Here is a 25,024-nt window from a genome sequence, read left to right on the forward strand (position 1 = left end):
GAAAAGTCTGATGAAATTAGGGAGGGCTGACAAATGCGTGTTGGCGAAATAGTGACGGCGGGCGTGCTGGCCCTCCTTTCCATCTATCTGATGTACAAGGCATCCGCGAACGGGATCGGCTATACGAGGGGGAGCGGCCCCCAGGGCGGCTTCTGGCCCTTCTGGCTGTCGGCCGGGATGCTGATCTCCACAGGCTTCATCGCGCTCAACTGGGTGCGGCAGGTGTCGCCGCAATCGCGCTCGCAAGAGCCGGTGCTCGACAGTTTTGGCCTCAAGACGCTTCTGCTCGTCGGTGGCGGGATCATCGGCTTCGTCGCGCTCATCGACATCGTGTCGATGTACGGCGCCGTCGCGATCTTCATGCTTTATTATATAAAGCTGCTCGGCCAGCACAGCTGGCGGTTGACCGTGCCGATGGTGCTGTTGTTCCCGCTCGGGCTGTTCTTCTTCTTCGAGGGGCTGATGCAGATCAGCATGCCCACGGGGATGAGTTTTACCGACCCGGTCTACAACGTGCTTTACGACATCATTTACTGAGCCGCTCAGGGCCAGCTGAAATAAGGGCGACAAGCAAGCCATGGAAATTCTATCTCTACTGGGCGACGGTATGCTGGTCGCCATCCAACCTCTGAACCTGATGCTGATCCTGATCGGCGTCACACTCGGTCTCTTCATCGGTGCGATGCCCGGTCTGGGATCGGTCAACGGGGTCGCGATCCTCTTGCCGGTCACCTTTCTGGTGCCACCCGGCTCGGCGATCATCTTTCTCGCGGCGATCTACTACGGGGCGATGTATGGCGGGGCGATCTCGTCGATCACCCTGGGCATTCCCGGCGCATCGACGGCGGTGGCGACCACCTTCGACGGACGACCGCTGGCGATGATGGGCAAGGCGCGTCTCGCGCTGGTGGCGGCGGCCATCGGGTCCTTCGTCGGCGGCACGGTGGCGAACGTGCTCTTCACCGGCTTCGCGCCCCTGCTGGCCACCGTCGCGCTCAGTTTCGGGCCGCCCGAGATCTTCGCGCTGATGTTGCTCGCCTTCGCGACCTTCGTGGGGCTTGGCGGCGACGACATCGCCAAGACCGTCTTTTCGATCTGTTTCGGTCTGGTGCTGGCCACGGTCGGCTTTGACCAGGTCTCGGGCGCGCCGCGGTTGCTGCTCTTTGATCTCAGTGGCTTTCTAGGCGGGATCAGCTTTCTGGTGCTGGCGATCGGCGTCTACGGCATCGGCGAGATGCTCTGGACGCTAGAGAGCACGCGCGGCAAGATCACCACGACGGACGCGAAGATGTCGGTCAAGGGGATTGTCGAGGATATGGGCGAGACCGCCCGCAAGGGCTGGAAGGGCACGGCGACCGGATCGTTCCTCGGCTTCTTCGTGGGTGTGCTTCCGGCCGCCGGTGCGACCCCGGCCTCGCTGATGTCCTATGCGATCACCAAGATGCTGTCGAAGAACAAGCATGAATTCGGCAAGGGCCATGTCGGTGGCGTGGCCGCCCCCGAGGCGGGCAACAACTCGGCCTCGACGGGCTCGATGCTGCCGATGCTGACACTCGGCATTCCCGGCTCGCCGACCACTGCCATCCTCTTGGGCGGCATGGTGATCTGGGGGCTGACACCCGGGCCGCGCCTGTTCGTCGATGAGCCGGATTTTGTCTGGGGGCTGATCGGGTCGTTCTACGTGTCGAACATCTTTGCCCTTCTGGTGAACATATGTGCCATTCCGCTCTTTATCTGGATGCTGCGGATGCCGTTCACCGTGCTGGCACCGCTGATCTTCGTGCTGTCGGTGGTGGGGGGCTATGCCGCCATGCAGGACATGTTCGACATCTGGCTGATCCTGGCCTTCGGCTTCGGGGCGTTCTTCCTGCGCAAGTTCGACTATCCGCTGGCGCCCGCAGTTCTGGCCATCGTGCTTGGGCCGATAGCAGAACCGACCCTGCGCCAGTCGCTGTTGCTGTCCTCGGGCGATCCGTCGATCTTCTTCACCCGGCCGATTTCGATGCCGATCATGGTGATTGCGATCCTGCTGATCCTGATGCCGGCCTTCAAATATTTGCGCCCGCGCCGGACCAGCGCGGCGGAGTGAGACGCCGCGACATGGTGGAGATAAGTCGAGAGGGGGCCTGCGGGCCCCCTTTCAGCTTTCGTAGCGGGTGCTGCCGCGCCGGTTTTCGTCGATGGGCAATTCCATCAGCAAGGGTTGATGCGCGCGCTGCGAACAGGCCTGGCGCGGGCAAAGATTGCAGTTCAGGCCGATTGGCGCGTAAAGCTTTGGGTCGTCGAAATTGTAGCTTGATGCATAGCGCAGGCGCGGTGCGTATTTCGCCTCGCACCCGAGCGCGAGCGTCAAGCGGCGGTCCTGTGTCTCTTCGCTGAAGACCGGGCGATGCACGGTGCGGCTGATGGTGAAATAGCGCGCGCCATCGGGCATCTCGACGAATTGCGGCATGATCACGCCGGGGGTGTAGAACGCGGTATGAATGTTCCAGACCGGGCAAGAGCCGCCATATTCCGCCAGATGGAACGAGGTTGAATTGAACCGTTTGGTGACGTTGCCGGCCTTGTCAATCCGCAGGAAAAAGAACGGCACGCCGCGCGCACCGTCGCGTTGCAGAGTGGTCAGGCGCTGGCAGACCTGCTCGAAGGAGGTGCTGAAGACCGCCCCGACGCGGTCGATGTCGTAGCGCGTCGCCTCAGCCTCGTGCAGAAAGGCGTCATAGGGCATCAGGAGGGCTGCGGCGAAGTAATTGGCCAGTTCCACCCGCAGCCGCGCGAGGGCAGGGTGGGACGCGAGGCCGCTGCGCCGGACGATGCCGGACAGGAGGTCGGGATATTCGACCAGACACAGCACATGCGCGAGTTGAAAGACGCGGTTGGCGGTGTTGAGCGCCTGTGACAGATGCACGGTGCCGTCGCTTTCGTCGTAATAGCGCAGCGCATCGCCCAGATCGCCGATCTTGCGGATCCGCGTTTTGACACCGTGGCGCTGCTCCAGCCGCTGCCGCAAGGCGAAAAAACGGTCCTCGGGCGAGGCGAAATCGACCGGTGAGGCCGCTTCTGCCGCCCGCTCCAGCTCTGGAAAGTGATTGCCATGATCACGAAAGAAGTCGTGGATCACGGTCTCGGGCGAGGTGCGCAAAAGCTCGTCCGCGGTGTTCTCTCCGGCCAGGCTCAGGATTTTTTCGAGCGCCGTGCGATAGGCCGCATGCAGATCGAGAAACCGCTCGACCAGGCGTGGCGCATGATCGACCGCGCCGCGCAATTCCTGAAGATCGGGCTGATCGCCGGAAAACACCGGATCGCGCAGGGTGTTGCGCAGGTCGGCCACGCGGCGCGTGCTCTCATCTCGGCTCAGGTCGCGCCAGTCGACGGCATAGACCTCGGCGATGCGCATGAGCAGTTGCACCGACAGGCTGCGCTGGTTGTTTTCCAGCAGGTTGATATAGGACGCGCTGACCTCCAGCTTGTCGGCCATCTCGGCCTGCGTCTGTCCCCGTTCGCGGCGCAACTGGCGCAGTTGCGGGCCGATCAGTGTCTTTGCCATGCGGTGAACCTTACAATATTACAAAAACAAGATTTGTAATATTTACTATATACACATTGACATTAATTTCGTAGCGGAATCGTCGCGTCCCGGTATAGTGGCGCCTTGTCTTGATAGAAGACGATCCAGCATTTTCCGAAAGGGCAGACATGATGTATCGCATCGTAATCCTCGGGGCCTCTTACGGCTCGCTTCTTGGCACCAAGCTGCTGATGGCGGGGCATGATGTGACGCTGGTCTGCCGTCAGGCGACCGCCGACCTGATCAATGCCGAGGGCACCGATGTGCGCATCAAGTTGCGCGACGAGGCCGAGCACCGCGCGTTCCGCTCAAATGACCTGCCCGGCACGCTGAATGCGCTTGTGCCAGAGGACGTGAACCCGGAGGATTACGATCTGGTGGCGCTGGCCATGTCCGAGCCGCAGTATTGCGCCGACAACATTGTCGATCTGCTGGGCCGAATCGCGGCTGCGGGCACGCCGTGCCTGTCGATCATGAACATGCCGCCGCTGCCCTATCTGCGCCGGGTCGAGGGGCTGGATACGTCGCGGCTAAAGGCCGCCTATACCTGTCCCAAGGCCTGGGCCGGGTTCAAGCCCGGCACCGTCACGCTGTGCAGCCCCGATCCGCAGGCCTATCGCGTGCCCGAGGACGGGGCCAACACCCTGCATGTCGGCCTGCCCACGAATTTCAAGGCCGCGCCGTTTGAGGACGAGGCCCATAACCGCATTCTGCGCGACCTCGAAAGCGGCATCGACGCGGTCACCGTGGACGGCAAGGACGTGCCAGTCAAACTGCGGGTCTTCGACTCGATCTTCGTGCCCTTCGCCAAGTGGAGCATGTTGCTAACCGGGAACTATCGCTGTGTGCTTGCCGACGGCGCACGCCCGATCAAAGAGGCGGTGCATGGCGACCCTGCACTGTCAAAGCGCATTTACAGCACGGTGGACGAGGTGGTCCGGCGGCTTGGGGCGGATGCGGCGGACGCGGTGCCGTTCGAGAAATACGCCAAGGCCGCCGACGGTTTGCTCAAGCCGTCCTCGGCGGCGCGCGCCATCGAGAGCGGCGCGGACCGGATCGAGCGGGTCGATATGCTGGTCAAGCTGATTGCCGAGCAACAGGGTGTGGAGACTGCCGAATTCGCGGGTATCGTCGACACGGTCAATGCCCGGCTTGACGCCAATCGCCGCAGCGCGGCCTGATCTGACATTGGCGGGCAGGGCCGTAACCGGCCCTGCATGCGGCCGCGTGAGGCTCAGAGGCTGCTGCGCAGGCCGTACTGTTGCGCGAGGTGGGGCACAATCTCGTCGCGCGTCAGACCCATCGCGGTCAGTTTCGCATCGCTGAGGCGTGACAGCTGCTCAACGTCGCGCATCATGCGATTGGCGTCGATGATCGACTGAAAGAAGAAATTCACGGCACGCAGCGGCGCAAGCACGGCGCGCGCGATGCTCGCGGCGACGGGGGCGCTGTGGCTGGTGTGGGAGGAATAGGTCATGGCGTCTCGCTCCTTGCGTTGCCGCATCTGCACAGAAGATATACTGCGCTGCAGCATTTTTCCAGAGCGGCGGGCGCAAACCTGCTCTGCATCAGGGGCATGGCTGTGTTTACGGGGCGCGGCCGCCGCATGAAAGGGCTTGTCCGCGCGCCCTGTCGCGGACCATGATAAGGTGCAACGCACCTGTGCCGGGGCTCCTTCATGTCCGACGACACGGCGGGCGGATCGAGATCTGGTGCGCGACCTGCAAGGACACGGGCGAGAAGATCGGCGATGGCGTGCTGACCCCGGTGCCGATTGATACCGACGAGACCGATGGCGGCAAGCCCAGGGAATAGGTGGTGATCAGCCCGGTGCGCAGAATCCCGGTGCCGTTGCGCCCGCCGGACCGCAAGGCCCAGATAGAACAGCACCGGCCGCGCGGCATCACGGCCCGCGCGCGCGAGGGGCTGGTGGTCGCCCGAGGATGGCCCGTTTCATGTCAACCGCATCTATGGGGACGGCACGCACCGCTGGGCGGGCGTTGCCTGGGTCGAGGACGAGATGGCGCCCGCGCCGCGCGCCCTCGGCGCACTGAACATGACCGACGCGCTGCTTTCGCCCGAGCAGATCTGGTAGAGGGCGCAGCCTGCGCGGCCCGGTGCCCTGCGCCGGGCATCCATCGGCCCCGACCCGGATGCGGGGCCGGGTTTTTCCCTGGCGCGGCGCTATCGAGTTGCGCTTCGGGGCGGAACTCTCTATGCCGCGCCGCAGCGAACCTGGACCCGGGAGAGATCCCGGGTGGCTCTTCCGGCCGCCGATCCGCCGGATAACGACAGACAACTGTGCGAATGCACGCCGGCTTTGCCCTTCATGCCTTGCCGGTATCGGATACCTTTGACATGATTTCACTCGACGCTTATCACGGCCAATGGCTGGGGAACATTCGCGGCGATCTGCTCGCCGGGCTGGTCGTGGCGCTGGCGCTCATCCCCGAGGCGATCGCCTTTTCGATCATCGCGGGCGTCGACCCGAAGGTCGGACTCTACGCCAGCTTTTCCATCGCCGTCATCGTCGCGATCACCGGGGGCAGACCCGGCATGATTTCAGCCGCGACGGCAGCGACCGCCGTTCTGATGGTCACGCTCGTGAAGGAGCACGGGTTGCAATACTTGCTGGCGGCAACGGTCCTGGCAGGTCTGTTGCAGATCGCAGCCGGGATTTTCAAGCTGGGTTTCGTCATGCGCTATGTGTCGAAATCCGTGATGACGGGGTTTGTCAACGCGCTCGCGATTCTGATCTTCATGGCGCAATTGCCGGAACTCGATCCGCGCGCTGTGACCTGGCTGACCTATGTGCTGGTCGCGGCGGGGCTGGCGATTATCTACCTGTTTCCACTGCTCACCACGGCGGTCCCGTCACCGCTTGTGACCATCATCGTCCTCACCGCCCTGGCGTTTGCGCTCGGCCTTGATGTGCGCACGGTCGGCGATATGGGCGAGTTACCCGACACGCTGCCGGTCTTTCTCATTCCACAGATCCCGCTTACCTTCGAGACCCTGATGATCATCCTGCCTTATTCGGTGGGGGTGGCCGTCGTCGGCCTTTTGGAAAGCCTGATGACACAGAACATCGTGGATGACCTGACCGACACCAAATCGAACCGTTCTCAGGAAATGGTCGGGCAGGGGATTGCCAATACCGCAACCGGGTTCATCGGCGGCATGGCGGGCTGTGCGATGATCGGGCAGTCGATCATCAACGTGAAATCCGGCGGCCGCGGGCGGCTGTCGTCCTTCACGGCGGGCGTCTGCCTTCTGTTCATGGTCGTGGTCCTGGGGGATCTGGTCAGCATCATCCCGATGGCGGCGCTGGTGGCGATCATGATCATGGTCTCGATCGGTACTTTTTCGTGGTCGTCGATCAAGGCGCTCACGGTTCACCCGCGCTCCTCGTCCATCGTGATGATCGCAACGGTCGTGACCGTTGTCTATACCCACAATCTGGCCATTGGGGTGCTGGTCGGGGTGTTGCTCTCTGGCATTTTCTTCGCCGGCAAGATTGCGCAGCTATTCAGTGTACGCGATGAGATCAGCGACGACGGTCGCGTGCGCACCTACCATGTCGAGGGCCAGCTGTTCTACGGATCGGTTGAGGATTTCATGGATGCCTTTGACTTCAAGCAAGCAACGGATCAGGTCATCATCGACGTGAGCCGCGCGCATATATGGGATATCAGTTCGGTACAGGCGTTGGACATGGCGATCCTCAAATTCCGCCGCGACGGTGCCGAGGTCGAGGTCGTCGGAATGAATGAAGCGACCGAAACTCTTGTCGACCGGCTGGCTATTCATGACAAGCCCGGCGCGATGGACAAGTTGATGGATCACTGAGGGAGGGGAACAATATGACAGAGAAAATCATCGCACTCGTGGACGGTTCGATCTATTCGGAAAGTGTATGTCATCACGCGGCGTGGATCGCCAAGAGAACTGACGCCCCGGTAGAGTTGATCCATGTGCTCGGTCGGCGTGAAAGCTCGGCCAATACGGATTTGTCCGGGGCCATCCGCCTCGGCGCGCGCAGCAAACTTCTTGAGGAGCTCGCGGATCTCGATGCGCAGCGCGCCAAACTGATCAGCCATCGCGGGCGCGCCGTGCTGGAGGATGCGCGCGCGATCGTCGATCAGGACGGCGTGACCGAAATCACTACGCGCCTGCGCCATGGTGATATCGTCGAAGCGATTTCCGAAATCGAAGAAGACGCCCGCGTCATCCTGATCGGCAAGCGTGGTGAGGCGGCGGATTTCGCCAAGGGGCATCTTGGCTCCAACCTCGAACGCATTGTGCGCGCGGCGCATCGGCCGGTCTTTGTCGCCTCGCGCGCGTTTCATCCGATTGACTCGGTGCTGGTCGCCTATGACGGTGGCACCTCGTCGATGAAGGCGGTGGATCACATCGCACGCAGCCCGCTCTTTGCGGATCTCAAGGTCACCGTCGTCACGGTGGGCACAGAGACCTCTGCGATCAAGACGGGGCTGGAGGATGCCAGGGCGCTTTTGAAGGCGGCGGGTATTGAGGCGGACACACGTGTCATCGAAGGCCAGCCGGAAACCGAACTCGGCAAGCTTGTCGAGGAGGAGGGCTTTGGCATGGTCGTGATGGGCGCCTATGGCCACAGTCGTATCCGCAGCTTGGTAATCGGGTCCACCACAACCGAGATGGTGCGCAGCTGCAAGGTGCCTGTTGTCCTGATGCGATAGCCGCGAGGTCGTGACGGGGTGTCTGTCGGCACTTTCGCATAAAGGCACCATCACCGACAGTTTCGGGCGGGGATCTGGTTTGAATCAGGGCCGCGTCCCCGGGGCATGGCGAAACTCGGGATGTGCCGTCATGGCGCGGGAGACATGGGCCCTGCCGGTGTTTTTGCCTGCTGCTTCCTGACCCGCGAGGGCACCGCGATACGACGCACAAGACCCGCAGCTCTGCGCTGCGCTATTTCCCAGGCGCGCCGGACCAGCCCACCGATATCACCGTCGGAATCGACGATACCACGCGCCTGCCCGCGCGGATTCACTTGGAACATCTGCGGCGGATTATCCTAAAAAACATATCGCGCCATTGGGTTTGGTCTACAAGACCGGGCTCTTCCCCGATTGCGACCTGCATTTCGGAACCGAGGCGCGCGGACGGAGCGCGCTTGACCTCGGCAGGGGGGCGAAAGTATGTAAAGTAGAAAGTTTACGCGCGTATCAATTTGACGGCGAGGCGCATGATGCCACAAAAGAAAATTCGCAACATGGAAGAGTTCGCGGCGATCAGCGGCATCTCGCGCCCCACGTTGTCAAAATACTTCAACAATCCTGACAGCGTCAGAAAGTCGACGCGACAGCGCATCGAGATCGCGCTGGATCAGCATGATTATCGGCCAAACGTCTACGCGATAAACCAAAACCGGCAGACGACCCGTAATATCGGGATCATCGTGCCCTATCTGGCCGACCCGTTCTTCAACGAGATTGGCCGCGCCGTCGAGGTGGCCTGCATCGAGGCGGGCTACAGCCCGATCCTACTGAGTTCTCACGGCAAGCCGGATCATGAGGCGGAGAACCTCGAATCGCTGAGATCGCTCAAGCCGGCCGGGGTATTGCTGGCACCGCTCGGGCGCGAATCCAATCGCAAGACCATCGACAAGATCAGCCGGGATGTGCCGTTGGTCCTGTTCGATGCCAATATCGCCGAGGTGGGCGAGGCCTTTATCGGGACAGACAACGCCCAGAGCGTCGGGTTGATCGTCGAGTACTTGTGCCGCAGTGGCGAGCCGCCCTGTTTCTTCGAGATGAAAACCCCCTCCAACCCAAATGCGAACAAGCGGCGGCAGGCCTATCTGGCAAGCATGGAGCGGCACGGTTTCACGCCGCATATCTTTCAGGCCGAGGGCCACGGATGGGGGTTTGAGGAGATCGGCCAGAGCCAGGGCGGGGAGATGCTGAGCCGCGGGGTTTTTCCGACCAACACCGTTCTATGCAGCAACGACCGTTTGGCTATCGGCATGCTGTCGGCCGCCTACGGTCTCGGGATACGGGTTGGTCATGGAAGCGGGTGCCGCCTGCGGATTGCGGGGCAGGACGACCATCCGTTTTCCCGGTTCACCTGTCCGTCGCTGACCACCATGGCGCAGGATTACGCCGCCATCGCCGACCGCGCGGCGAGTACGCTTTTTCGAATCATCGAGACGAACGAGTCGCCCGAGACGCGAGCGGAGACGCTTTTCGACGGAAGGCTTGTGATGCGCGACTCCGCTTAAGCCTATTTAAGAAATCGAAAAAATGGATAATATTTACGCGCGTAAAAAATGAAATTGACTTCGCGTAATGTATGCCGCTACCGTGCTCGGTACATCGGACGTTTAGGGAGGAACGGATGACCAGGATCAAATCATTCCATGCTGCGACGGCTATGGCCCTTGTTGTCGCAAGCGGCGCATTTGCAGACACCACCGTGACCATCGCGACCGTGAATAACGGCGACATGATCCGCATGCAGCGATTGGCGCCAGAATTCGAAGCGCAGAACCCCGATATCCGGCTGGAGTGGGTCACCCTCGAGGAAAACGTCCTGCGGCAACGCGTGACCCAGGACATCGCCGCGAATGGCGGCCAGTTCGACGTGATGACAATCGGTACCTACGAGGTTCCGATCTGGGGTCAGCAGGGCTGGCTGGTGTCGCTTGATGACATGCCCGAGGTGTGGGACGCCGATGACCTGCTGCCGGCCATCCGCGACGGTCTGACCATTGATGGCGCGCTTTACGCGGCACCGTTCTATGGCGAAAGCTCGATGGTGATGTACCGCACCGACCTGATGGAAAAGGCCGGTCTGGAGATACCCGATGCCCCAAGCTGGGATTTCATCAAGCAGGCTGCGGCGGCGATGACCGACACCGATAACGGGACCTATGGCATCTGCCTGCGCGGCAAGGCTGGTTGGGGCGAGAACATGGCCTTTCTGACGGCGATGGCCAACTCCTTTGGCGCGCGCTGGTTCGACGAGGACTGGCAACCGGAGCTGAATGGTCCTGAATGGACCGCCGCGGTCAATTTCTACATGGATCTTATGACACAACATGGTCCTCCGGGCGCGTCGACGAATGGGTTCAACGAAAACCTGTCGCTGTTCCAGCAGGGCAAGTGCGGCATGTGGATCGACGCCACGGTGGCCGCGTCCTTCGTGACCGATCCCGACGACTCGACCGTGGCCGACACGGTCGGTTTCGCGCTGGCCCCCGACACCGGGCTGGGCCGACGCGGCAACTGGCTCTGGGCGTGGTCGCTGGCCGTGCCGGCAGGCTCTGATGCCACGCAGGAGGCCAAAACCTTCATTCAGTGGGCCACGTCCAAGGATTACACCGCCCTTGTGGCCGCGAAAGAAGGCTGGGCCAATGTTCCGCCGGGCACCCGCAGCTCGCTCTATGAAAACCCTGAATATCAGGCGGCGGCACCTTGGGCGGACATGACGCTGAATTCGATCAATGCCGCCGATCCGACCGACCCGTCGGTCAAGCCCGTGCCCTATACCGGCGTGCAATTCGTTGCGATCCCGGAATTCGCAGGGATCGCCACGCAGGTCGGTCAGGAGATCTCGGCGGCACTGGCCGGGCAGCAATCCGTCAAGGAGGCGCTGGACAAGGCGCAAGCGCTGACCCTCGACGAGATGGAAGCCGCCGGATACTGAGCGCGATCGCTTGCCGAGCGAGGGGCACCCCATTGCGCCCCTCCGAGACAGGCCCGTTTCACAAAGACTACCTTTGATCGAGGCGGCGCGTCGCGGCAGCCTTCAGGAGAGATGAGCCATGGCGACCCAACATTCCAGATCGGCGGCACGCCTGATGATGGCACCGGCAGTCATACTGCTCCTGGGCTGGATGCTCGTGCCGTTGATCATGACGCTTCTGTTCTCGTTCAAGAAATACCTGCCGCTGCGTGGCGGCGATCTGGGGTGGGTCGGGTTCGAGAATTACGTCCGTTTCGTCACCTCAAGCGCCTTCTGGCCTTCGGTTCTGGCAACGCTGGCGATTGTCGGCGGGGTTCTGATCATCACCGTCGTGTTCGGCGTGCTGCTGGCGATCCTGCTCAATCAGCCGATGTGGGGGCGGGGCATCGTCCGCATTCTGGTGATTGCGCCGTTCTTCGTGATGCCGACTGTTTCGGCACTGGTGTGGAAGAACATGTTCATGGATCCGGTGAACGGGCTGTTTGCGCATCTGTGGACAGCGTTCGGCGCGGCCCCGGTGGAATGGCTGAGCCAGGCGTCGCTGCAATCCATCGTCATGATCGTGTCGTGGCAGTGGCTGCCGTTTGCGACGCTGATTCTGCTGACCGCGATCCAGTCGCTTGACAGCGAACAACTCGAGGCTGCCGAAATGGACGGCGCCCCGCCGATCAAGCGGTTTGCCTATATCACCCTACCGCATCTGGGCCGTGCAATCACCGTCGTGGTGCTGATCCAGACGATTTTCCTGCTGGGCATCTTCGCCGAGATTTTCGTGACCACCCAAGGCAGCTTTGGCACCCGCACGCTGACCTACCTGATCTATCAGCGCGTGCTGGAGAGTCAGAATGTCGGGCTCGGCTCTGCGGGCGGTGTCTATGCCATCATTCTTGCCAATATCATCGCCATTTTCCTGATGCGCATGGTCGGCAAGAACCTTGACGCGTGAGGAGGACATCATGGCCCGCTCAGTGACGACACAACGCAAGATCATCAACACCGCCGTCGCGTGGACGGTGGGTTTGCTGATCTTTTTCCCGATCCTCTGGACCATCCTGACCAGCTTCAAAACCGAGGCCACAGCGATCGCAGATCCCCCGGTCTTTCTGGCCTTCGATTGGACGCTGGAGAATTACGCAACGGTTCTGGAACGCTCCGATTACATGCGGTTTTTGTGGAACTCTGTCATCATTGCGGGCGGCTCCACCCTGCTGGGTATAATCATTGCGGTTCCCGCGGCCTGGTCGATGGCCTTCGTGCCCGGCCCGCGGACCAAGGACATCCTGCTGTGGATGCTCAGCACCAAGATGCTCCCGGCGGTGGGGGTGCTCTATCCGATCTACCTGATTTTCATCAAACTGGGCCTGCTGGATACCAGAACCGGGCTGGTCCTCGTGTTGATGCTGATGAACCTGCCGATCATCGTCTGGATGCTCTACACCTATTTTCGTGAAATTCCGGTTGAGATACTGGAAGCCGCCCGGATGGATGGCGCGGGGCTGAAGGAAGAGATCCTCTATGTGCTAACGCCGATGGCAATCCCGGGCATCGCATCCACCCTGCTGCTTAATTTCATCCTGGCCTGGAATGAGGCGTTCTGGACGCTCAACCTGACCGCGGCCAAGGCGGCACCGCTTACCGCGTTCATCGCCAGCTATTCCAGCCCCGAGGGCCTGTTTTATGCCAAGCTCAGCGCCGCCTCGACCATGGCGATCGCGCCGATCCTGATCCTTGGCTGGTTCAGCCAGAAACAACTTGTCAGCGGCCTGACCTTTGGCGCCGTGAAATAAGGAGACCAGAACATGGGACGCATCACACTTGACAAGGTCTCCAAGAGTTTCGGCGATGTCGAGGTCATTCCACCGCTGGATCTGACCATCGAGGACGGAGAGTTCACCGTGTTCGTCGGCCCGTCGGGCTGTGGAAAATCCACCCTGCTGCGCCTGATCGCGGGGCTTGAGGACACCAGCTGCGGCCATATCCGCATTGATGGCAATGACGCCACACATGTGCCGCCCGCCAAGCGGGGCCTTGCGATGGTGTTTCAATCCTACGCGCTTTACCCGCATATGTCGGTGCGCAAGAACATCGCCTTTCCGATGAAGATGGCCGGGGTCTCCGAGGACGAACAGGCGCGCCGCATCGACGCCGCCGCGAAGGCGCTGAACCTCACCGACTATCTGGACCGCCGTCCAGGGCAGCTTTCGGGGGGGCAGCGTCAGCGGGTCGCCATCGGCCGCGCCATCGTGCGCGAGCCTGCGGCGTTCCTGTTTGACGAGCCATTGTCGAACCTCGATGCCGCGCTGCGGGTGGGGATGCGGCTGGAAATCAGCGAGCTGCATAAACGGCTGAAAACGACGATGATCTATGTCACCCACGATCAGGTCGAAGCCATGACCATGGCCGACAAGATCGTCGTGCTGCGGGCGGGCGTGATCGAACAGGTCGGCAGCCCGCTGGATCTATATCGCGCGCCACGCAACACCTTTGTCGCGGGCTTCATCGGCTCGCCCAAGATGAACCTGATCGGAGGCGAGGAGGCCGCCCGACACGGGGCCCGTACCATCGGCATCCGCCCCGAGCATATCGACGTCGTCGAGGATAGCGGCACCTGGCAAGGTACGGTGGGGGTGGCCGAGCATCTCGGCTCGGACACGTTCTTTCATATCCATGGCACCGGCCTGACCGAGACCCTTACGGTGCGCGCATTGGGCGAGGTGACCCTGCGCCACGGTGACACGATCCACCTGTCGCCGCGCACCGATCAAATTCACCGGTTCGACGCGCAAGGATTGCGGATCGAATGACGCGGGCCATGTACTCCACTCAGATCAGGCACACAGATATGACGACACCCCTCGCGCGTTCCACGCTTTCGCAACTGCCCGGTCGCGTCTCGGTCCCGTCCTATGACCGTGCCGACCTGTCGCCTGGCATCCTGCATATCGGCATGGGCAATTTTCATCGCGCCCATCAGGCGGCCTATCTCGACCGGCTGTTCAATCTCGGCCTCGATCACGACTGGGCCATCGTCGGTGCCGGGATCATGCCGTTCGACGCCGCGCGGCGCGCCGCGCTTGAACCGCAGGATTGGCTCAGCACCGTGGTTGAACTGAGCCCCGACACCTACGAGGCGCGCGTGACCGGCGCGATGATCGACTTTTGCCCGGTAGACGCACAGGCCATCATCCGGCGCATCGCAGATCCGGCAATCCGCATCGTGTCGCTGACCATCACCGAGGGCGGCTATTTTATCGACGCGGCCACCGGGATGTTCGATCCCGCGCATCCGGACATCCGGCACGACGCGGCCATGCCCGACGCGCCGGTGACGGTCTTTGGCATCCTGCTGGCTGGTTTGCGACTGCGCCAAGAGACGGGACAGCCGCCGCCCACCATCCTGTCCTGCGACAACATCCCCGAAAACGGGCATGTCGCGCGTCAGGCGCTTGCGGGTCTTGCCGCACTGATGTCTGACGAGTTGCATGGCTGGATCATGGAGCAGGTGGCCTGCCCGAATTCGATGGTTGATCGCATCACCCCGGCCACCTCTGAGGCCAAGCGCGTGATGGTCGCCGATACGTTCGGCATCGACGATGCCGCCCCCGTGGTCTGCGAGCCGTTCACGCAATGGGTCATGGAAGACAATTTTCCATTGGGGCGTCCGGCGCTGGAAAAGGTGGGAGTTGAATTCGTGGCGGACATCGCCGCCCACGAGACAATGAAGCTGCGCATCCTCAATGCCAGCCATGCCGCGCTGTCCTATCCGTCTGCCCTGTTGGGCTATGACTGCGTGCATGATGCCCTGGCCGATGCCGATGTTTCGGGCTGGATCACCCGGCTGATGCACGAAGAGGTCATTCCGGTGCTTGCGCCGATTCCCGGCGTGAACTATCCGGACTATCTGAAAACCTGTCTTGAGCGTTTCGCCAACCCGGAAGTGCGCGACACCATCGCCCGGCTTTGTCAGGACGGATCGAACCGGCAGCCCAAGTTCATCCTGCCCACGGTCCGCGATGCGCTCGCCACCGGGCGCCCGCTTGACGGGCTTGCGCTTGAGGTGGCTCTGTGGTGTCGCTATTGCGCCGAGAGCCAAGAACTGACCGACCCGCGGGCGGATATGCTGCGCGCGGCGGCGCGCGCGGCGCGGCAGACCCCGGCGGCGTTTCTCGGGCTGACAGAGGTGTTCGGTATCCTGGGACAACACGACAGGTTCGCAAACGCCTGTGCCCGGCAGATCGAGGCGGTCTGGTCCGGCGATGTGCGCGCCGCGCTGCGGGCGTTCCTGAACAAGAAGGCGGCCTGAGATGATCCTGTGTTGCGGCGAGGCGCTGATCGACATGATCCCCGCAAGGATGGCGGACGGGCAGGGCGGCTTTGTCCCGCATCCCGGTGGCGCGGTATTCAACACGGCCATCGCCCTTGGTCGGCTTGGGGCGCACACCGGTCTGCTCACCGGCCTTTCGACCGACATGTTCGGCGCGCAACTCGTGGACGCGCTGACGGACAGCCATGTGGATGCAAGCCTTGCGATTCGCTCCGACCGGCCCACGACGCTGGCTTTCGTGCAGGTTGCAGACGGGCAGGCTACCTACAGCTTTTTTGACGAGAATTCTGCCGGACGCGTGTTGACCCCGGGCGACATGCCGATCCTGCCGGATGCCATCGCCGCGCTTTTTTTCGGGGGTATCAGCCTCGCGTGTGAACCGGCGGCAGAGGCATATGCCGATCTGCTTGCGCGCGAGGGCAAAACCCGTGCGGTCATGCTCGACCCCAATATTCGCCCCGGTTTTATCGAGCATGTCGACCGCTACCGTGCGCGACTGAACGCGATGCTGGCGCAGGCGGATATCGTCAAGGTCTCCGACGAGGATCTTGACTGGATCGTACCCGGCGCGCGACCGCTGAACGACAAGGTCGCGGTGCTTCAGGAGAACGGACCCTCGGTGGTGATCGTGACCCGTGGGGGCGCGGGTGCGACCGGGGTTCTGCGGGATGGCACGGAGGTTCATGTGCCCGCCGAAACGGCGACGCCTGTCGATACCGTGGGGGCCGGGGACACGTTCAACGCGGGCGTGCTTGCGAAACTCTCCGAGGCGGGGCAGTTGCAAGGCGACGCGCTGGGGCATCTGTCCGCGGACGCCCTGCAAGTTGCGATGGCCTATGGCGCGAAGGTTGCCGCTGTCACGGTTTCGCGCGCGGGGGCAAACCCTCCCTGGGCGAGAGAGGTATGAAATGATCCTTGGGAGAAAGGTGCGTTCCCTTATGTGCCCAGATATGTTAGCGCTAACAAAAAGTTGCGTCGGCAGCTCTAGTCTCGCGTTGTGCAGGAGGTCGTGACATGACACTCAAACTTGCGATCACCGGTTTCGAGGAGCGCGGCGAGCTGTGTGCATTGCCGCATCACGACAGAACATTTTTGAGGGGATGTTGAGGTCATGGTGTCGCGTGTCATTCCCGTCGATCCGTTCGATCTCGTCCTTTTCGGCGCGACGGGCGATCTGGCCCGGCGCAAGATCATTCCCGGTCTGTTCCATCGTTTCGTTGTAGGGCAGATCCCCCCCGGGGCCCGGATCATCGGCGCCGCGCGGACCGAAACGACCCATGACGCTTTTGTCCAACTGATCCGCGAGAGCCTTGAAGAGTTCGTGCCGAAAGCGGCGTCCCAGGGTGCCGAGATCGCTGCGTTCCTGGAGACGCTGCGCTATGTCTGCGTGGATGCCGCAGGCGAGGCGGGTTGGCGAGACCTGGGCCAGCATCTGCGTCCCGAGGCCGTGCGCGCCTTCTACCTTTCCGTTTCGCCCGCGCTCTTCGGTGCGATCGCCTCCAATCTGGATGCCCACCAGCTGGCCACGCCCGAGAGCCGTATCGTCGTTGAAAAGCCATTCGGGCGCGATCTCGCCTCATCCCAAGCCCTGAACGCGGATCTGCGCGGCGTCTTTGACGAAGGCCAGATCTACCGAATTGATCACTATCTCGGCAAGGAAACCGTCCAGAATCTCATGGTGCTGCGCTTTGCCAATTCGCTGTGGGAGCCGCTGTGGAATTCCACCCATATCGACCACGTGCAGATCACCGTGGCCGAGAGCCTCGGCGTCGAGGGGCGGGGCGAGTATTATGACCGGTCCGGCACCATGCGCGACATGGTGCAGAACCACCTGATGCAGCTCTTGTGCCTCACCGCGATGGAGCCGCCCTCGCGGTTCCGACCCGATGCGGTGCGCGACGAAAAGGTCAAGGTGATCGAGGCGCTTGATCCGGTGGTGCCGACCAATATTGTCCGGGGTCATCAGTATCGTGCAGGCAGCGATGCAGAGGGATACCGCGATCACGCGGGCGACCCGCAGAGCCTGACCGAGAGCTTTGTCGCCATGAAGGTGAATGTCGGCAACTGGCGCTGGGCCGGTACGCCGTTTTACCTGCGCACGGGCAAGAAGCTGCGCGCGCGGACCTCGGAGATCGCGATCATGTTCCGCGACCCGCCGCATATGATCTTTCCCAGGATCGAAGGGCGGCGTGGCAATGCGCTGATCATTCGCCTGCAACCCGATGAAGGGATAACGCTGCGGACCACGATCAAGGAACCTGGCCCCGGTGGCATGCGGGTGGCCGAAGTGGCGCTCGACATGGCCTTCGCCGAGGCGCTTGGCCCCCACGCCGAGGCGCAGGACGCCTATGAGCGGCTGATCATGGATGTGATCCGGGGCGATCAGACCCTCTTCATGCGCGGCGATGAGGTCGAGGCCGCCTGGGCCTGGGTTGATCCGATCATCCGCCGATGGGAGGAAGACGGACAGGCACCCGCGCCCTATGATGTCGGCAGTTCCGGCCCCGAAGATGCGCTGATGCTGCTGCACCGTGACGGACGCCGCTGGCGCGAAATACAGGTATGATGACGAGAACGGCGTTCCCGTCGGATGATTCAGTGTCGGTGACGCGCCTGCCGGGCGCGCGCCGCAAGACAGGAGACCCAGAATGACCAAAGTGACCGACACGGTCCGGCGGGTAACGGACCGGATCATCGCGCGCAGCGCACCCACCCGGAATGCCTATCTGGACATCATGGCGGCGGCCCGCGCGAAGGGGCCCGCGCGGGGGCATCTGTCGTGCAGCGGGCAGGCGCATGCCTATGCGGCGTCGGGCACCGACAAGGACCGGCTGGCGGGCACGAGCGCTGGCAACCTCGGCATCGTGACCGCCTATAACGACATGCTGTCGGCGCATCAGCCGTTCGAACGGTTCCCTGATCTGATCCGTCAAGCGGCGCGCGAGGCGGGCGGCACGGCGCAGGTGGCGGGCGGTGTGCCCGCGATGTGCGACGGCATCACGCAAGGCGAGGCGGGGATGGAGTTGTCGCTGTTTTCGCGCGACGTGATCGCGCTCGCGGCCTCGGTGGCGCTCAGTCACAACACGTTTGATGCCGCTGTTTTCCTTGGGGTCTGCGACAAGATCGTGCCAGGGCTGGTGATCGCGGCGCAGGCCTTTGGCCATCTTCCGGCGGTGTTCCTGCCCGCAGGCCCGATGCAGAGCGGGCTGCCCAATGACGAAAAGGCGAAGGTGCGCCAGAAATTCGCCAATGGCGAAGTGGGCCGCGACGCGCTGATGCAGGCCGAGATGGCCTCCTATCACGGGCCGGGCACCTGCACCTTCTACGGCACCGCCAATACCAACCAGATGCTGATGGAATTTATGGGGCTGCACCTTCCGGGGTCCAGCTTTGTAACCCCCAATACCGACCTGCGCGATGCGCTCACTCGCGAGGGTGCCAAGCGCGCGCTTGGTCTCAGCGCCTTGGGCAACGACTACACCCCGGTCTGCGACATTCTCGACGAGCGCGCCTTCGTGAACGGCATCGTCGGGCTGAACGCTACAGGGGGGTCCACCAACCTGCTAATTCATCTGATTGCCATGGCCCGCGCGGGCGGCATCCTGCTCGACTGGCAGGATTTCTCGGAACTGAGCGAGGTCACGCCCCTGATGGCCCGGGTCTATCCCAACGGTCTGGCCGACGTGAACCATTTTCACGCCGCCGGGGGCCTCGGTTACATGATCGGCGATTTGCTCAAGGCGGGGCTGCTTCACCCTGACACCAGGACCGTCGCGGGCACCGGGCTTGAGCATTACACCAAGGCCCCCGTATTCACCGATGGAGACCTCTCATGGCGCGATGGTCCGGGTGAAAGCCTGAACGACAAGATCCTGCGCCCCGTTTCCGACCCGTTCCAGCCCTCGGGCGGGCTTGTGCGGCTTGCCGGATCGCTTGGCACGGCGGTTATGAAGGTCTCTGCCGTCGCAACCGAGCACCAGATCATCGAAGCGCCGGTGCGCGTGTTCCATGATCAGGACGATGTGAAGGCCGCGTTCAAGGCGGGGGATCTGACCGGCGACTTGATCGTCGTTGTCCGTTTCCAGGGACCCAAGGCCAACGGCATGCCCGAGTTGCACAGCCTGACGCCCGTCCTGTCGATCCTGCAAGGGCGCGGCCAGAAGGTGGCGCTGGTCACCGACGGGCGCATGTCAGGTGCCTCGGGCAAGGTGCCCGCCGCGATCCATGTCAGCCCCGAAGCGGTTGAGGGCGGCCCGATTGCAAAGCTGCATGACGGTGATCTGCTGCGGATCGACGCGACGCAAGGCACGCTTGAGATTCTGACGCCCGGCGTGGCAGAGCGGCCCGCCGTCACCGCCGATCTTTCTGCAAATGCCGCAGGCACGGGGCGTGAACTTTTCGCCATGTTTCGCAATACAGTTGGTTCCGCCACCATCGGTGCCAGTATTTTCGGAGGCTGATCAAATGACCCTGTCACCCAAGGATGCTAGCCGCCTTACCCGCGAGATTTGCGGGTTTGCGCCCATCGTACCGGTGCTGGTGATCCATGACGCGCGACACGCGCGCCCCCTCGCCGAGGCGCTGATTGCGGGCGGGCTGCCCGCACTCGAGGTCACGCTGCGCACGCCCGCAGCACCCGACGTCATCCGCGCCATGAGCACGGTGCCGGGCGGGCATGTCGGCGCGGGCACGTTGATCACCCCCGAGGATGTTCGCACCGCCAAGGCCGCCGGCGCAACCTTCGGCGTCTCGCCTGGCGCGACGGACGCATTGCTGACCGCCTGCGAGGCTGAGGATCTGCCGCTTTTACCCGGTGCCGCCACCGCTACCGAGGCGATGCAATTGCTCGCGCGCGGCTATGACATGCTCAAGTTCTTTCCCGCCGAGGCGTCGGGCGGTGTGGGCGCACTCAAGGCCATCGGCGCGCCCTTGCCACAGGTCAAGTTCTGTCCGACCGGTGGCGTCAATCCGGTGAATGCGGCCAGTTACCTGAGCCTGCCCAACGTGCTCTGCGTCGGCGGCAGTTGGGTCGCGCCGCAAGAGCTTGTCGAGGCTGAACGATGGGACGAGATCGAATCGCTTGCAAGAAACGCCGCGCAATTGGGATGCATCCTTTGACCGATATCAGGCCAAAGCTTGAACAGAACCGTGCGGTAACACGTGACCGTGCCATTCCGAGCCTGTTCGACGAGGACACCCGCGCCGTGCTGCCCTATGACCAACGCCTTTCTCGTCTGTCGGCCTATCTGCAACAGCTGGATATGGAGCGTAACGGCAAGCGCGTGTCCATTGACGGCAGAACGCTCGCGCGGCACCTTCGGTGCGTTTCGCGCGGGATGCGGCAAGGTCCGCAACAGGCCACAACACCCCAACACTTCGCGTAAAAGCGCCCCCCGTCGCGGCGCGCGCCCTCAGCCTTCACGTGGTGGCGCGTTCCACGCCTTCGGCGATGGCGGAGCGGAGTTTTTTCTCCAGTGACACACGTTTGCTTTCGGAGTGGAATTTCAGGCCGAACATGTCCTTGACATAGAAGGTATCGACCACCTGCTCACCATAGGTGGCGATGACCGCCGAGGCGATATAGACGTTCGAGCGTGCCAGCGTGCGCGTGAGGTCATAGAGCAGGCCAGGGCGGTCGCGGGTGTCGACCTCGATGATGGTGTAGACCTCGGAGCCGTCATTGTCGAAGGTGATATGCGTCGGCACGCGAAAGGCGCGTTCGCGTTTCTTGAGCTTGTCGCGGGATTTGATCGCCTCGCGGGGGACGACCTCGCCGCGCAGGGTCTTTAGGATCATCTGGCGCAAGCGGGGCAGGCGGTCGGTCTCGAACGGGTGGCCGTCGCCGTCCTGTATCCAGAAGGCGGCGGTGGCGAAGCCGTCCTTGGAGGTGTAGGTGCGGGCGTCAACGACATTGGCCCCCACGAGCGCAAGCGCGCCTGCGAGGCGCGAAAAGATGCCGGGGTGATCGGCCAGCGCGAAACAGGCACGGGTGGCGTCGCGGTCCTCGTCTATGGCGAGGTCAATGCCGATATCGTCTTCGTGCAGCCCGTGCAGGAGGCGGGCAAAGACGACATGGGCGGTGACGTGCAAACCCTGCCAGTAGGGCGGGTAATGGCGGGTGGTCTCGTGCTTGAGATCGCGGGCGTCCCATTCGGTGAGCGCCTCGCGCAGGTTGCGCTTGGCATCGGCGCCGCGCTGTTCGCGGGTGATCGCCTCCATTCCGTCTTCGAGCACGCGGCGGGTCTGGCGGTAGAGCGCGCGCAGAAGCGAGGCCTTCCAGTTGTTCCAGGTGCCGGGGCCGACGCCGCGAATATCGCAGACGGTAAGCAGGAGCAGCAGGTCGAGCCGCTCGCGGGTCTGCACCGCCTTGGCGAAATCACGCACGGTGCGGGGATCGGCGATGTCGCGCTTCTGGGCCATGTCGGACATCAGGAGGTGATAGCGCACCAGCCATTCGGCGGTATCGACCTCTTTGGGTTTCAGCCCGAGGCGTGGCCCCACCTTGCGGGTGATGCGCGCGCCGAGGATCGAGTGATCCTCGTCCCGGCCCTTGCCGATATCGTGCATCAGCAGCGCCACATAGAGCACCCGGCGGTTTACGCCTTCTTTCAGGATCGAGGACGAGACCGGCAGTTCCTCGATCAGTTCGCGGCGCTCGATCTGGGCGAGGTGCGAGATGCATTGGATGATATGTTCGTCCACCGTGTAGTGGTGATACATGTTGAACTGCATCATCGCGACGACCGGCTCAAATTCGGGGATGAAGGCCGAGAGAATGCCGAGTTCGTTCATCCGCCGCAGGGCGCGTTCGGGGTTGCCGTGTTTCAGTAGCAGGTCGAGAAAGAGTTTCGCCGCGCGCGGGTCGTTGCGCATATGTCCGTCGATCAGGTGCAGGTTGGCGGTGACCAGCAACATCGCGTCGGGATGGATGAGCATCCCGGTGCGCAGCCCCTCTTCGAAAAGCCGCAAGAGGTTGAGCGGATCGGAGAGGAATGCGGTCTGGTCGACGATGGCGAGACGTCCGTGGATCTCCACATAGCCCGGCTTGAGTTTCTTGCGGCGTTTGAGCAGGCGTTGCAGGAGCGGCTCGGATTTGACCTGCGAGGCTTCCAGCTTGGTCAGGAAGATGCGGGTCAGATCGCCCACCGAGGTGGCATGGCGGAAATAATCCTGCATGAAGATCTCGACGCCGCGCCGCCCGGCGCTGTCGGAATAGCCCATCCGCGCGGCCACTTCGAGTTGCATGTCGAAGGTGAGTTGTTCGTTGGGCCGCCCGGAAATCAGGTGCAGGTGACAGCGCACCGCCCAGAGGAAATTCTCGGCGCGCAGGAAGGTGCTGAACTCGTCTCGGGTGAACATGCCGAGCGCTACAAGCTCGCTCACATCCTTCACTCGGTGCAGGTATTTGGCGATCCAGAACAGCGATTGCAGGTCGCGCAGCCCGCCCTTGCCCTCCTTGACATTGGGCTCGACCATGTAACGCTCGCCCTGTTTTTCGTGGCGCGCGTCGCGTTCTTCCAGCTTGGCTTCGGTGAACTGGCGCTCGCTCCCCTTGAAGAGATCATTCTGAAGCCGGTGGTTGAGCTCTGCCGCCAGGCGTTCTTCGCCCGCCAGAAACCGGTTTTCCAGGAGCGCCGTGCGGATGGTGAAATCCTCGGCTCCGAGGCGCAGACAGTCGCGGATGGTGCGGCTGGAATGGCCCACCTTGAGGCGCAGATCCCACAGGATGTAGAGCATCGATTCGATCACGCTCTCGGCCCAGGGGGTAATCTTGTAGGGGGTCAGGAACAGCAGGTCGACATCCGATTGCGGGGCCATCTCGCCGCGCCCGTAGCCGCCGACGGCGAAGACCGCGATGCGCTCGGATTCGGTGGGATTGGGCAGCGGGTGCATGACGCGGGTCGCCAGATCGAGCGTGCTGAGGATGATGCAATCGGTAAGCCAGCAATAGGCGCGGGTGGCGGGGCGGGCGTCAAAGGGCCGGGCGGCGAAGGCCTCGGCGATGGCGGCACGGCCCGCCTTCATCCGCTCGGACAGGATGGCGACGGCGGCGCGCCGCAGGGCTGTCATGTCGTCCGCAGCCTCATCGACAGCGCGCGCGAGCGCCGCGCCTGTGGCGGTTTCATCGAAAATCTCCTGCGCCGGACAGATCAGATCGTCCGGGCAGGGCATGGTCATGATCATGTCAGGGTCTGGACCTCTGCGTCAAAATCCGGCCCCGCCAAAGCTTTGCGGTGCGGGCGAGAGGATCGTGACCTGCTGGTCGATGATCGTGGCCACCGCGAGACCGCGCTCGTTGGTGCCATCCGCACGCAGGCGGAAGACGCCGTTCACCCCTTGAAAGCCGGCCGGTTGCGTGAGGTTGGCGCGCCCTAGATCCTGGCCGGATTTCGCAAGCGCACCGATGGCGGCGAGGCCGTCATAGGCCAGCCCCGCGATGGGATGCGGCGCGCGCGCGTTCGCAGCCTGGAACCGGCTGTTGAAACGTGCCGTGCGGTTCGGGTCGGGCAGGGTGAACCAGCCACCCTGAACGCCTGGCAACGCCAGCGTCTGCGGCGGCGTGTCCCACCGGCTCAGGCCGATATATTGCACCCGGTCGGGGCCAAGCCCGTTCTCGGGCAGCATCTGCGAGAAGAGTGGCAGGGCGCCGGCCGTATTGGCGGTGAGGAAGATCGCGTCGGCGGCGTTGGTCTCGGCGGTTTGCCGGATATTGGGCACGGCATTGAGCACGCCGTCCTGCGAGAATTCATAGCCCACGCTGCCCGCCAGCGTGGCACCGTTGGCGCGAACTGCCTGTTCGATCGCCGCGCGCCCCAGCCGCCCGGCGAGATTGTCGGAATAGACCGCCATGATCCGCGATTTGCCCTGACGGGTGGCATATTCCGCCAGCCGGTCGGCGGTTGTTTCGAAGGTCTGGCCGAGGATGAACAGATTTCCACCCGCGATGGTCGGGTTGTTGGAGAAGGCCAGCACGTTGATGTTGCGCGGGGCCACGGCAACGGCCACGGCATTGGCCGATTCGGCGTGCAGCGGCCCGATGATGATGCGCGCGCCGTCCTCGACGGCGTTCAGTGCGGCCTGTCGTGCCTGCTCCGCCTGACCGGCGGTGCCGTAGACCCGTAGATCGATCTGCACACCCGAAAGATCGGAGACCGCGAGGCGCGCGGCGCTTTCGAGATCGCGGGCCAGTTGGCCTTCCTGAGCATCAGCCGAGCCATGCGGCACCAGCAGCGCCACCGGCACGGCCCCGCGTGTCGGTGTGCCACCGCCCCCGGTGGTCACGGTCGAGACCGGCCCGCAGGCGGCGAGCAGGAGGATGACGAGGCCTGCCATAAGGCGGGTGAACGGCTTGCGGATGACGTCTAAAACGGCGAACATGTTTCGGTCTCACTCCCTGTTGCGTT

Annotated in this window: 20 protein-coding genes, 1 pseudogene and 1 other annotated feature; of the genes and pseudogenes, 17 read left to right on the plus strand and 4 right to left on the minus strand. The window is 63.0% G+C overall.

The window, feature by feature from the left end:
* Nucleotides 1-33 precede the first annotated feature (33 nt).
* Together BHD06_RS02635 and BHD06_RS02640 are read left to right on the plus strand one after the other, a co-directional pair.
* Nucleotides 34-537, plus strand: a complete 504-nt coding sequence (locus tag BHD06_RS02635) for a tripartite tricarboxylate transporter TctB family protein (RefSeq protein WP_080455402.1) — start codon at nt 34-36, stop codon at nt 535-537.
* Nucleotides 538-577: 40 nt separating this feature from the next.
* Nucleotides 578-2,089, plus strand: coding sequence for a tripartite tricarboxylate transporter permease (locus tag BHD06_RS02640; protein ID WP_080455403.1), 1,512 nt, complete (start codon nt 578-580; stop codon nt 2,087-2,089).
* A 51-nt stretch (nt 2,090-2,140) separates the two neighbouring features.
* Here the strand turns inward: BHD06_RS02640 and BHD06_RS02645 are convergent, their stop codons facing one another.
* A complete protein-coding gene (locus BHD06_RS02645; RefSeq protein ID WP_080455404.1) occupies nt 2,141-3,547 on the minus strand; it encodes a short-chain fatty acyl-CoA regulator family protein in 1,407 nt (468 codons plus the stop codon).
* 152 nt (nt 3,548-3,699) lie between these two features.
* Here BHD06_RS02645 and BHD06_RS02650 point away from each other — a divergent pair, with 152 nt between their 5' ends.
* On the plus strand, nt 3,700-4,749 hold the full coding sequence (locus tag BHD06_RS02650) for a ketopantoate reductase family protein (protein WP_254892282.1): 1,050 nt from the start codon (nt 3,700-3,702) through the stop codon (nt 4,747-4,749).
* 53 nt (nt 4,750-4,802) lie between these two features.
* On the opposite strand, the gene BHD06_RS02655 is transcribed toward BHD06_RS02650, so the two are convergent.
* Nucleotides 4,803-5,045, minus strand: coding sequence for a hypothetical protein (locus BHD06_RS02655; RefSeq protein WP_080455572.1), 243 nt, complete (start codon nt 5,043-5,045; stop codon nt 4,803-4,805).
* A 185-nt stretch (nt 5,046-5,230) separates the two neighbouring features.
* On the opposite strand from BHD06_RS02655, the gene BHD06_RS23565 reads away from it, so the two are divergent.
* The 14 genes and pseudogenes from BHD06_RS23565 to BHD06_RS24695 all read left to right on the plus strand — a co-directional run.
* Entirely contained in the window at nt 5,231-5,383 is a 153-nt protein-coding gene (locus tag BHD06_RS23565; protein WP_176214259.1) for a hypothetical protein, read from the plus strand.
* Nucleotides 5,384-5,802: 419 nt separating this feature from the next.
* Nucleotides 5,803-5,859 (plus strand) — a sequence feature (sul1 is cis-regulatory element that is thought to sense ions involved in sulfur or methionine metabolism; They are found in Alphaproteobacteria).
* Nucleotides 5,860-5,926: 67 nt separating this feature from the next.
* Nucleotides 5,927-7,417 (plus strand): SulP family inorganic anion transporter, encoded by a 1,491-nt coding sequence (locus BHD06_RS02660; RefSeq protein ID WP_080455573.1) that lies wholly within the window; start codon nt 5,927-5,929, stop codon nt 7,415-7,417.
* Between the two features lie 14 nt (nt 7,418-7,431).
* Nucleotides 7,432-8,286 carry a universal stress protein gene (locus BHD06_RS02665; protein WP_080455406.1) on the plus strand — a complete coding sequence of 285 codons (855 nt, stop codon included), beginning with the start codon at nt 7,432-7,434 and terminating at the stop codon, nt 8,284-8,286.
* A gap of 512 nt (nt 8,287-8,798) precedes the next feature.
* A complete protein-coding gene (locus tag BHD06_RS02670; protein ID WP_080455574.1) occupies nt 8,799-9,830 on the plus strand; it encodes a LacI family DNA-binding transcriptional regulator in 1,032 nt (343 codons plus the stop codon).
* Nucleotides 9,831-9,982: 152 nt separating this feature from the next.
* A complete protein-coding gene (locus tag BHD06_RS02675; RefSeq protein WP_376764836.1) occupies nt 9,983-11,257 on the plus strand; it encodes an ABC transporter substrate-binding protein in 1,275 nt (424 codons plus the stop codon).
* A 118-nt stretch (nt 11,258-11,375) separates the two neighbouring features.
* Nucleotides 11,376-12,242, plus strand: coding sequence for a carbohydrate ABC transporter permease (locus tag BHD06_RS02680; protein ID WP_080455408.1), 867 nt, complete (start codon nt 11,376-11,378; stop codon nt 12,240-12,242).
* A gap of 10 nt (nt 12,243-12,252) precedes the next feature.
* The gene (locus BHD06_RS02685; RefSeq protein WP_080455409.1) at nt 12,253-13,083 is read left to right on the plus strand and encodes a carbohydrate ABC transporter permease; all 831 of its coding nucleotides are present in this window, start codon (nt 12,253-12,255) and stop codon (nt 13,081-13,083) included.
* Nucleotides 13,084-13,095: 12 nt separating this feature from the next.
* Nucleotides 13,096-14,100: an ABC transporter ATP-binding protein gene (locus BHD06_RS02690; RefSeq protein ID WP_080455410.1), complete on the plus strand. Its 1,005-nt coding sequence runs from the start codon at nt 13,096-13,098 to the stop codon at nt 14,098-14,100.
* 38 nt (nt 14,101-14,138) lie between these two features.
* Nucleotides 14,139-15,599, plus strand: a complete 1,461-nt coding sequence (locus BHD06_RS02695) for a mannitol dehydrogenase family protein (RefSeq protein WP_080455411.1) — start codon at nt 14,139-14,141, stop codon at nt 15,597-15,599.
* 1 nt (nt 15,600) lies between these two features.
* Entirely contained in the window at nt 15,601-16,527 is a 927-nt protein-coding gene (locus BHD06_RS02700) for a carbohydrate kinase (protein ID WP_080455412.1), read from the plus strand.
* A gap of 204 nt (nt 16,528-16,731) precedes the next feature.
* On the plus strand, nt 16,732-18,186 hold the full coding sequence (gene zwf, locus BHD06_RS02705) for a glucose-6-phosphate dehydrogenase (RefSeq protein ID WP_080455413.1): 1,455 nt from the start codon (nt 16,732-16,734) through the stop codon (nt 18,184-18,186).
* An 82-nt stretch (nt 18,187-18,268) separates the two neighbouring features.
* Complete coding sequence (gene edd, locus BHD06_RS02710; RefSeq protein WP_080455414.1) at nt 18,269-20,080, plus strand: phosphogluconate dehydratase; 1,812 nt, start codon at nt 18,269-18,271, stop codon at nt 20,078-20,080.
* A gap of 4 nt (nt 20,081-20,084) precedes the next feature.
* Nucleotides 20,085-20,738 (plus strand): bifunctional 4-hydroxy-2-oxoglutarate aldolase/2-dehydro-3-deoxy-phosphogluconate aldolase, encoded by a 654-nt coding sequence (gene eda, locus BHD06_RS02715; protein WP_080455415.1) that lies wholly within the window; start codon nt 20,085-20,087, stop codon nt 20,736-20,738.
* A 68-nt stretch (nt 20,739-20,806) separates the two neighbouring features.
* Nucleotides 20,807-20,935, plus strand: a pseudogene (locus BHD06_RS24695) (hypothetical protein); the annotation flags it as partial.
* Between the two features lie 103 nt (nt 20,936-21,038).
* Here BHD06_RS24695 and BHD06_RS02725 read toward each other — a convergent pair.
* Both BHD06_RS02725 and BHD06_RS02730 read right to left on the minus strand, forming a co-directional pair.
* The gene (locus tag BHD06_RS02725) at nt 21,039-23,804 is read right to left on the minus strand and encodes a [protein-PII] uridylyltransferase (RefSeq protein WP_080455416.1); all 2,766 of its coding nucleotides are present in this window, start codon (nt 23,802-23,804) and stop codon (nt 21,039-21,041) included.
* Between the two features lie 21 nt (nt 23,805-23,825).
* Nucleotides 23,826-24,998 (minus strand): penicillin-binding protein activator, encoded by a 1,173-nt coding sequence (locus BHD06_RS02730; RefSeq protein WP_080455417.1) that lies wholly within the window; start codon nt 24,996-24,998, stop codon nt 23,826-23,828.
* Nucleotides 24,999-25,024 lie beyond the last annotated feature (26 nt).

Origin of the sequence: Roseovarius sp. A-2 (assembly GCF_002072155.1) — a bacterium.
In the GTDB taxonomy this organism is placed as follows: domain Bacteria; phylum Pseudomonadota; class Alphaproteobacteria; order Rhodobacterales; family Rhodobacteraceae; genus Roseovarius.

Coding starts and splice junctions, on each gene's coding strand:
- BHD06_RS02685 (WP_080455409.1), top strand. CDS start 12,253: ATGGCCCGCTCAGTGACGACACAACGCAAGATCATCAACACCGCCGTC.
- BHD06_RS02655 (WP_080455572.1), bottom strand. CDS start 5,045: ATGACCTATTCCTCCCACACCAGCCACAGCGCCCCCGTCGCCGCGAGC.
- BHD06_RS02645 (WP_080455404.1), bottom strand. CDS start 3,547: ATGGCAAAGACACTGATCGGCCCGCAACTGCGCCAGTTGCGCCGCGAA.
- BHD06_RS02725 (WP_080455416.1), bottom strand. CDS start 23,804: ATGATCATGACCATGCCCTGCCCGGACGATCTGATCTGTCCGGCGCAG.
- zwf (WP_080455413.1), top strand. CDS start 16,732: ATGGTGTCGCGTGTCATTCCCGTCGATCCGTTCGATCTCGTCCTTTTC.
- BHD06_RS02675 (WP_376764836.1), top strand. CDS start 9,983: ATGGCCCTTGTTGTCGCAAGCGGCGCATTTGCAGACACCACCGTGACC.
- BHD06_RS02670 (WP_080455574.1), top strand. CDS start 8,799: ATGCCACAAAAGAAAATTCGCAACATGGAAGAGTTCGCGGCGATCAGC.
- BHD06_RS02700 (WP_080455412.1), top strand. CDS start 15,601: ATGATCCTGTGTTGCGGCGAGGCGCTGATCGACATGATCCCCGCAAGG.
- BHD06_RS02665 (WP_080455406.1), top strand. CDS start 7,432: ATGACAGAGAAAATCATCGCACTCGTGGACGGTTCGATCTATTCGGAA.
- BHD06_RS02680 (WP_080455408.1), top strand. CDS start 11,376: ATGGCGACCCAACATTCCAGATCGGCGGCACGCCTGATGATGGCACCG.
- BHD06_RS02660 (WP_080455573.1), top strand. CDS start 5,927: ATGATTTCACTCGACGCTTATCACGGCCAATGGCTGGGGAACATTCGC.
- BHD06_RS02730 (WP_080455417.1), bottom strand. CDS start 24,998: ATGTTCGCCGTTTTAGACGTCATCCGCAAGCCGTTCACCCGCCTTATG.
- edd (WP_080455414.1), top strand. CDS start 18,269: ATGACCAAAGTGACCGACACGGTCCGGCGGGTAACGGACCGGATCATC.
- BHD06_RS02640 (WP_080455403.1), top strand. CDS start 578: ATGGAAATTCTATCTCTACTGGGCGACGGTATGCTGGTCGCCATCCAA.
- BHD06_RS02695 (WP_080455411.1), top strand. CDS start 14,139: ATGACGACACCCCTCGCGCGTTCCACGCTTTCGCAACTGCCCGGTCGC.
- BHD06_RS02635 (WP_080455402.1), top strand. CDS start 34: ATGCGTGTTGGCGAAATAGTGACGGCGGGCGTGCTGGCCCTCCTTTCC.
- BHD06_RS02650 (WP_254892282.1), top strand. CDS start 3,700: ATGTATCGCATCGTAATCCTCGGGGCCTCTTACGGCTCGCTTCTTGGC.
- BHD06_RS02690 (WP_080455410.1), top strand. CDS start 13,096: ATGGGACGCATCACACTTGACAAGGTCTCCAAGAGTTTCGGCGATGTC.
- eda (WP_080455415.1), top strand. CDS start 20,085: ATGACCCTGTCACCCAAGGATGCTAGCCGCCTTACCCGCGAGATTTGC.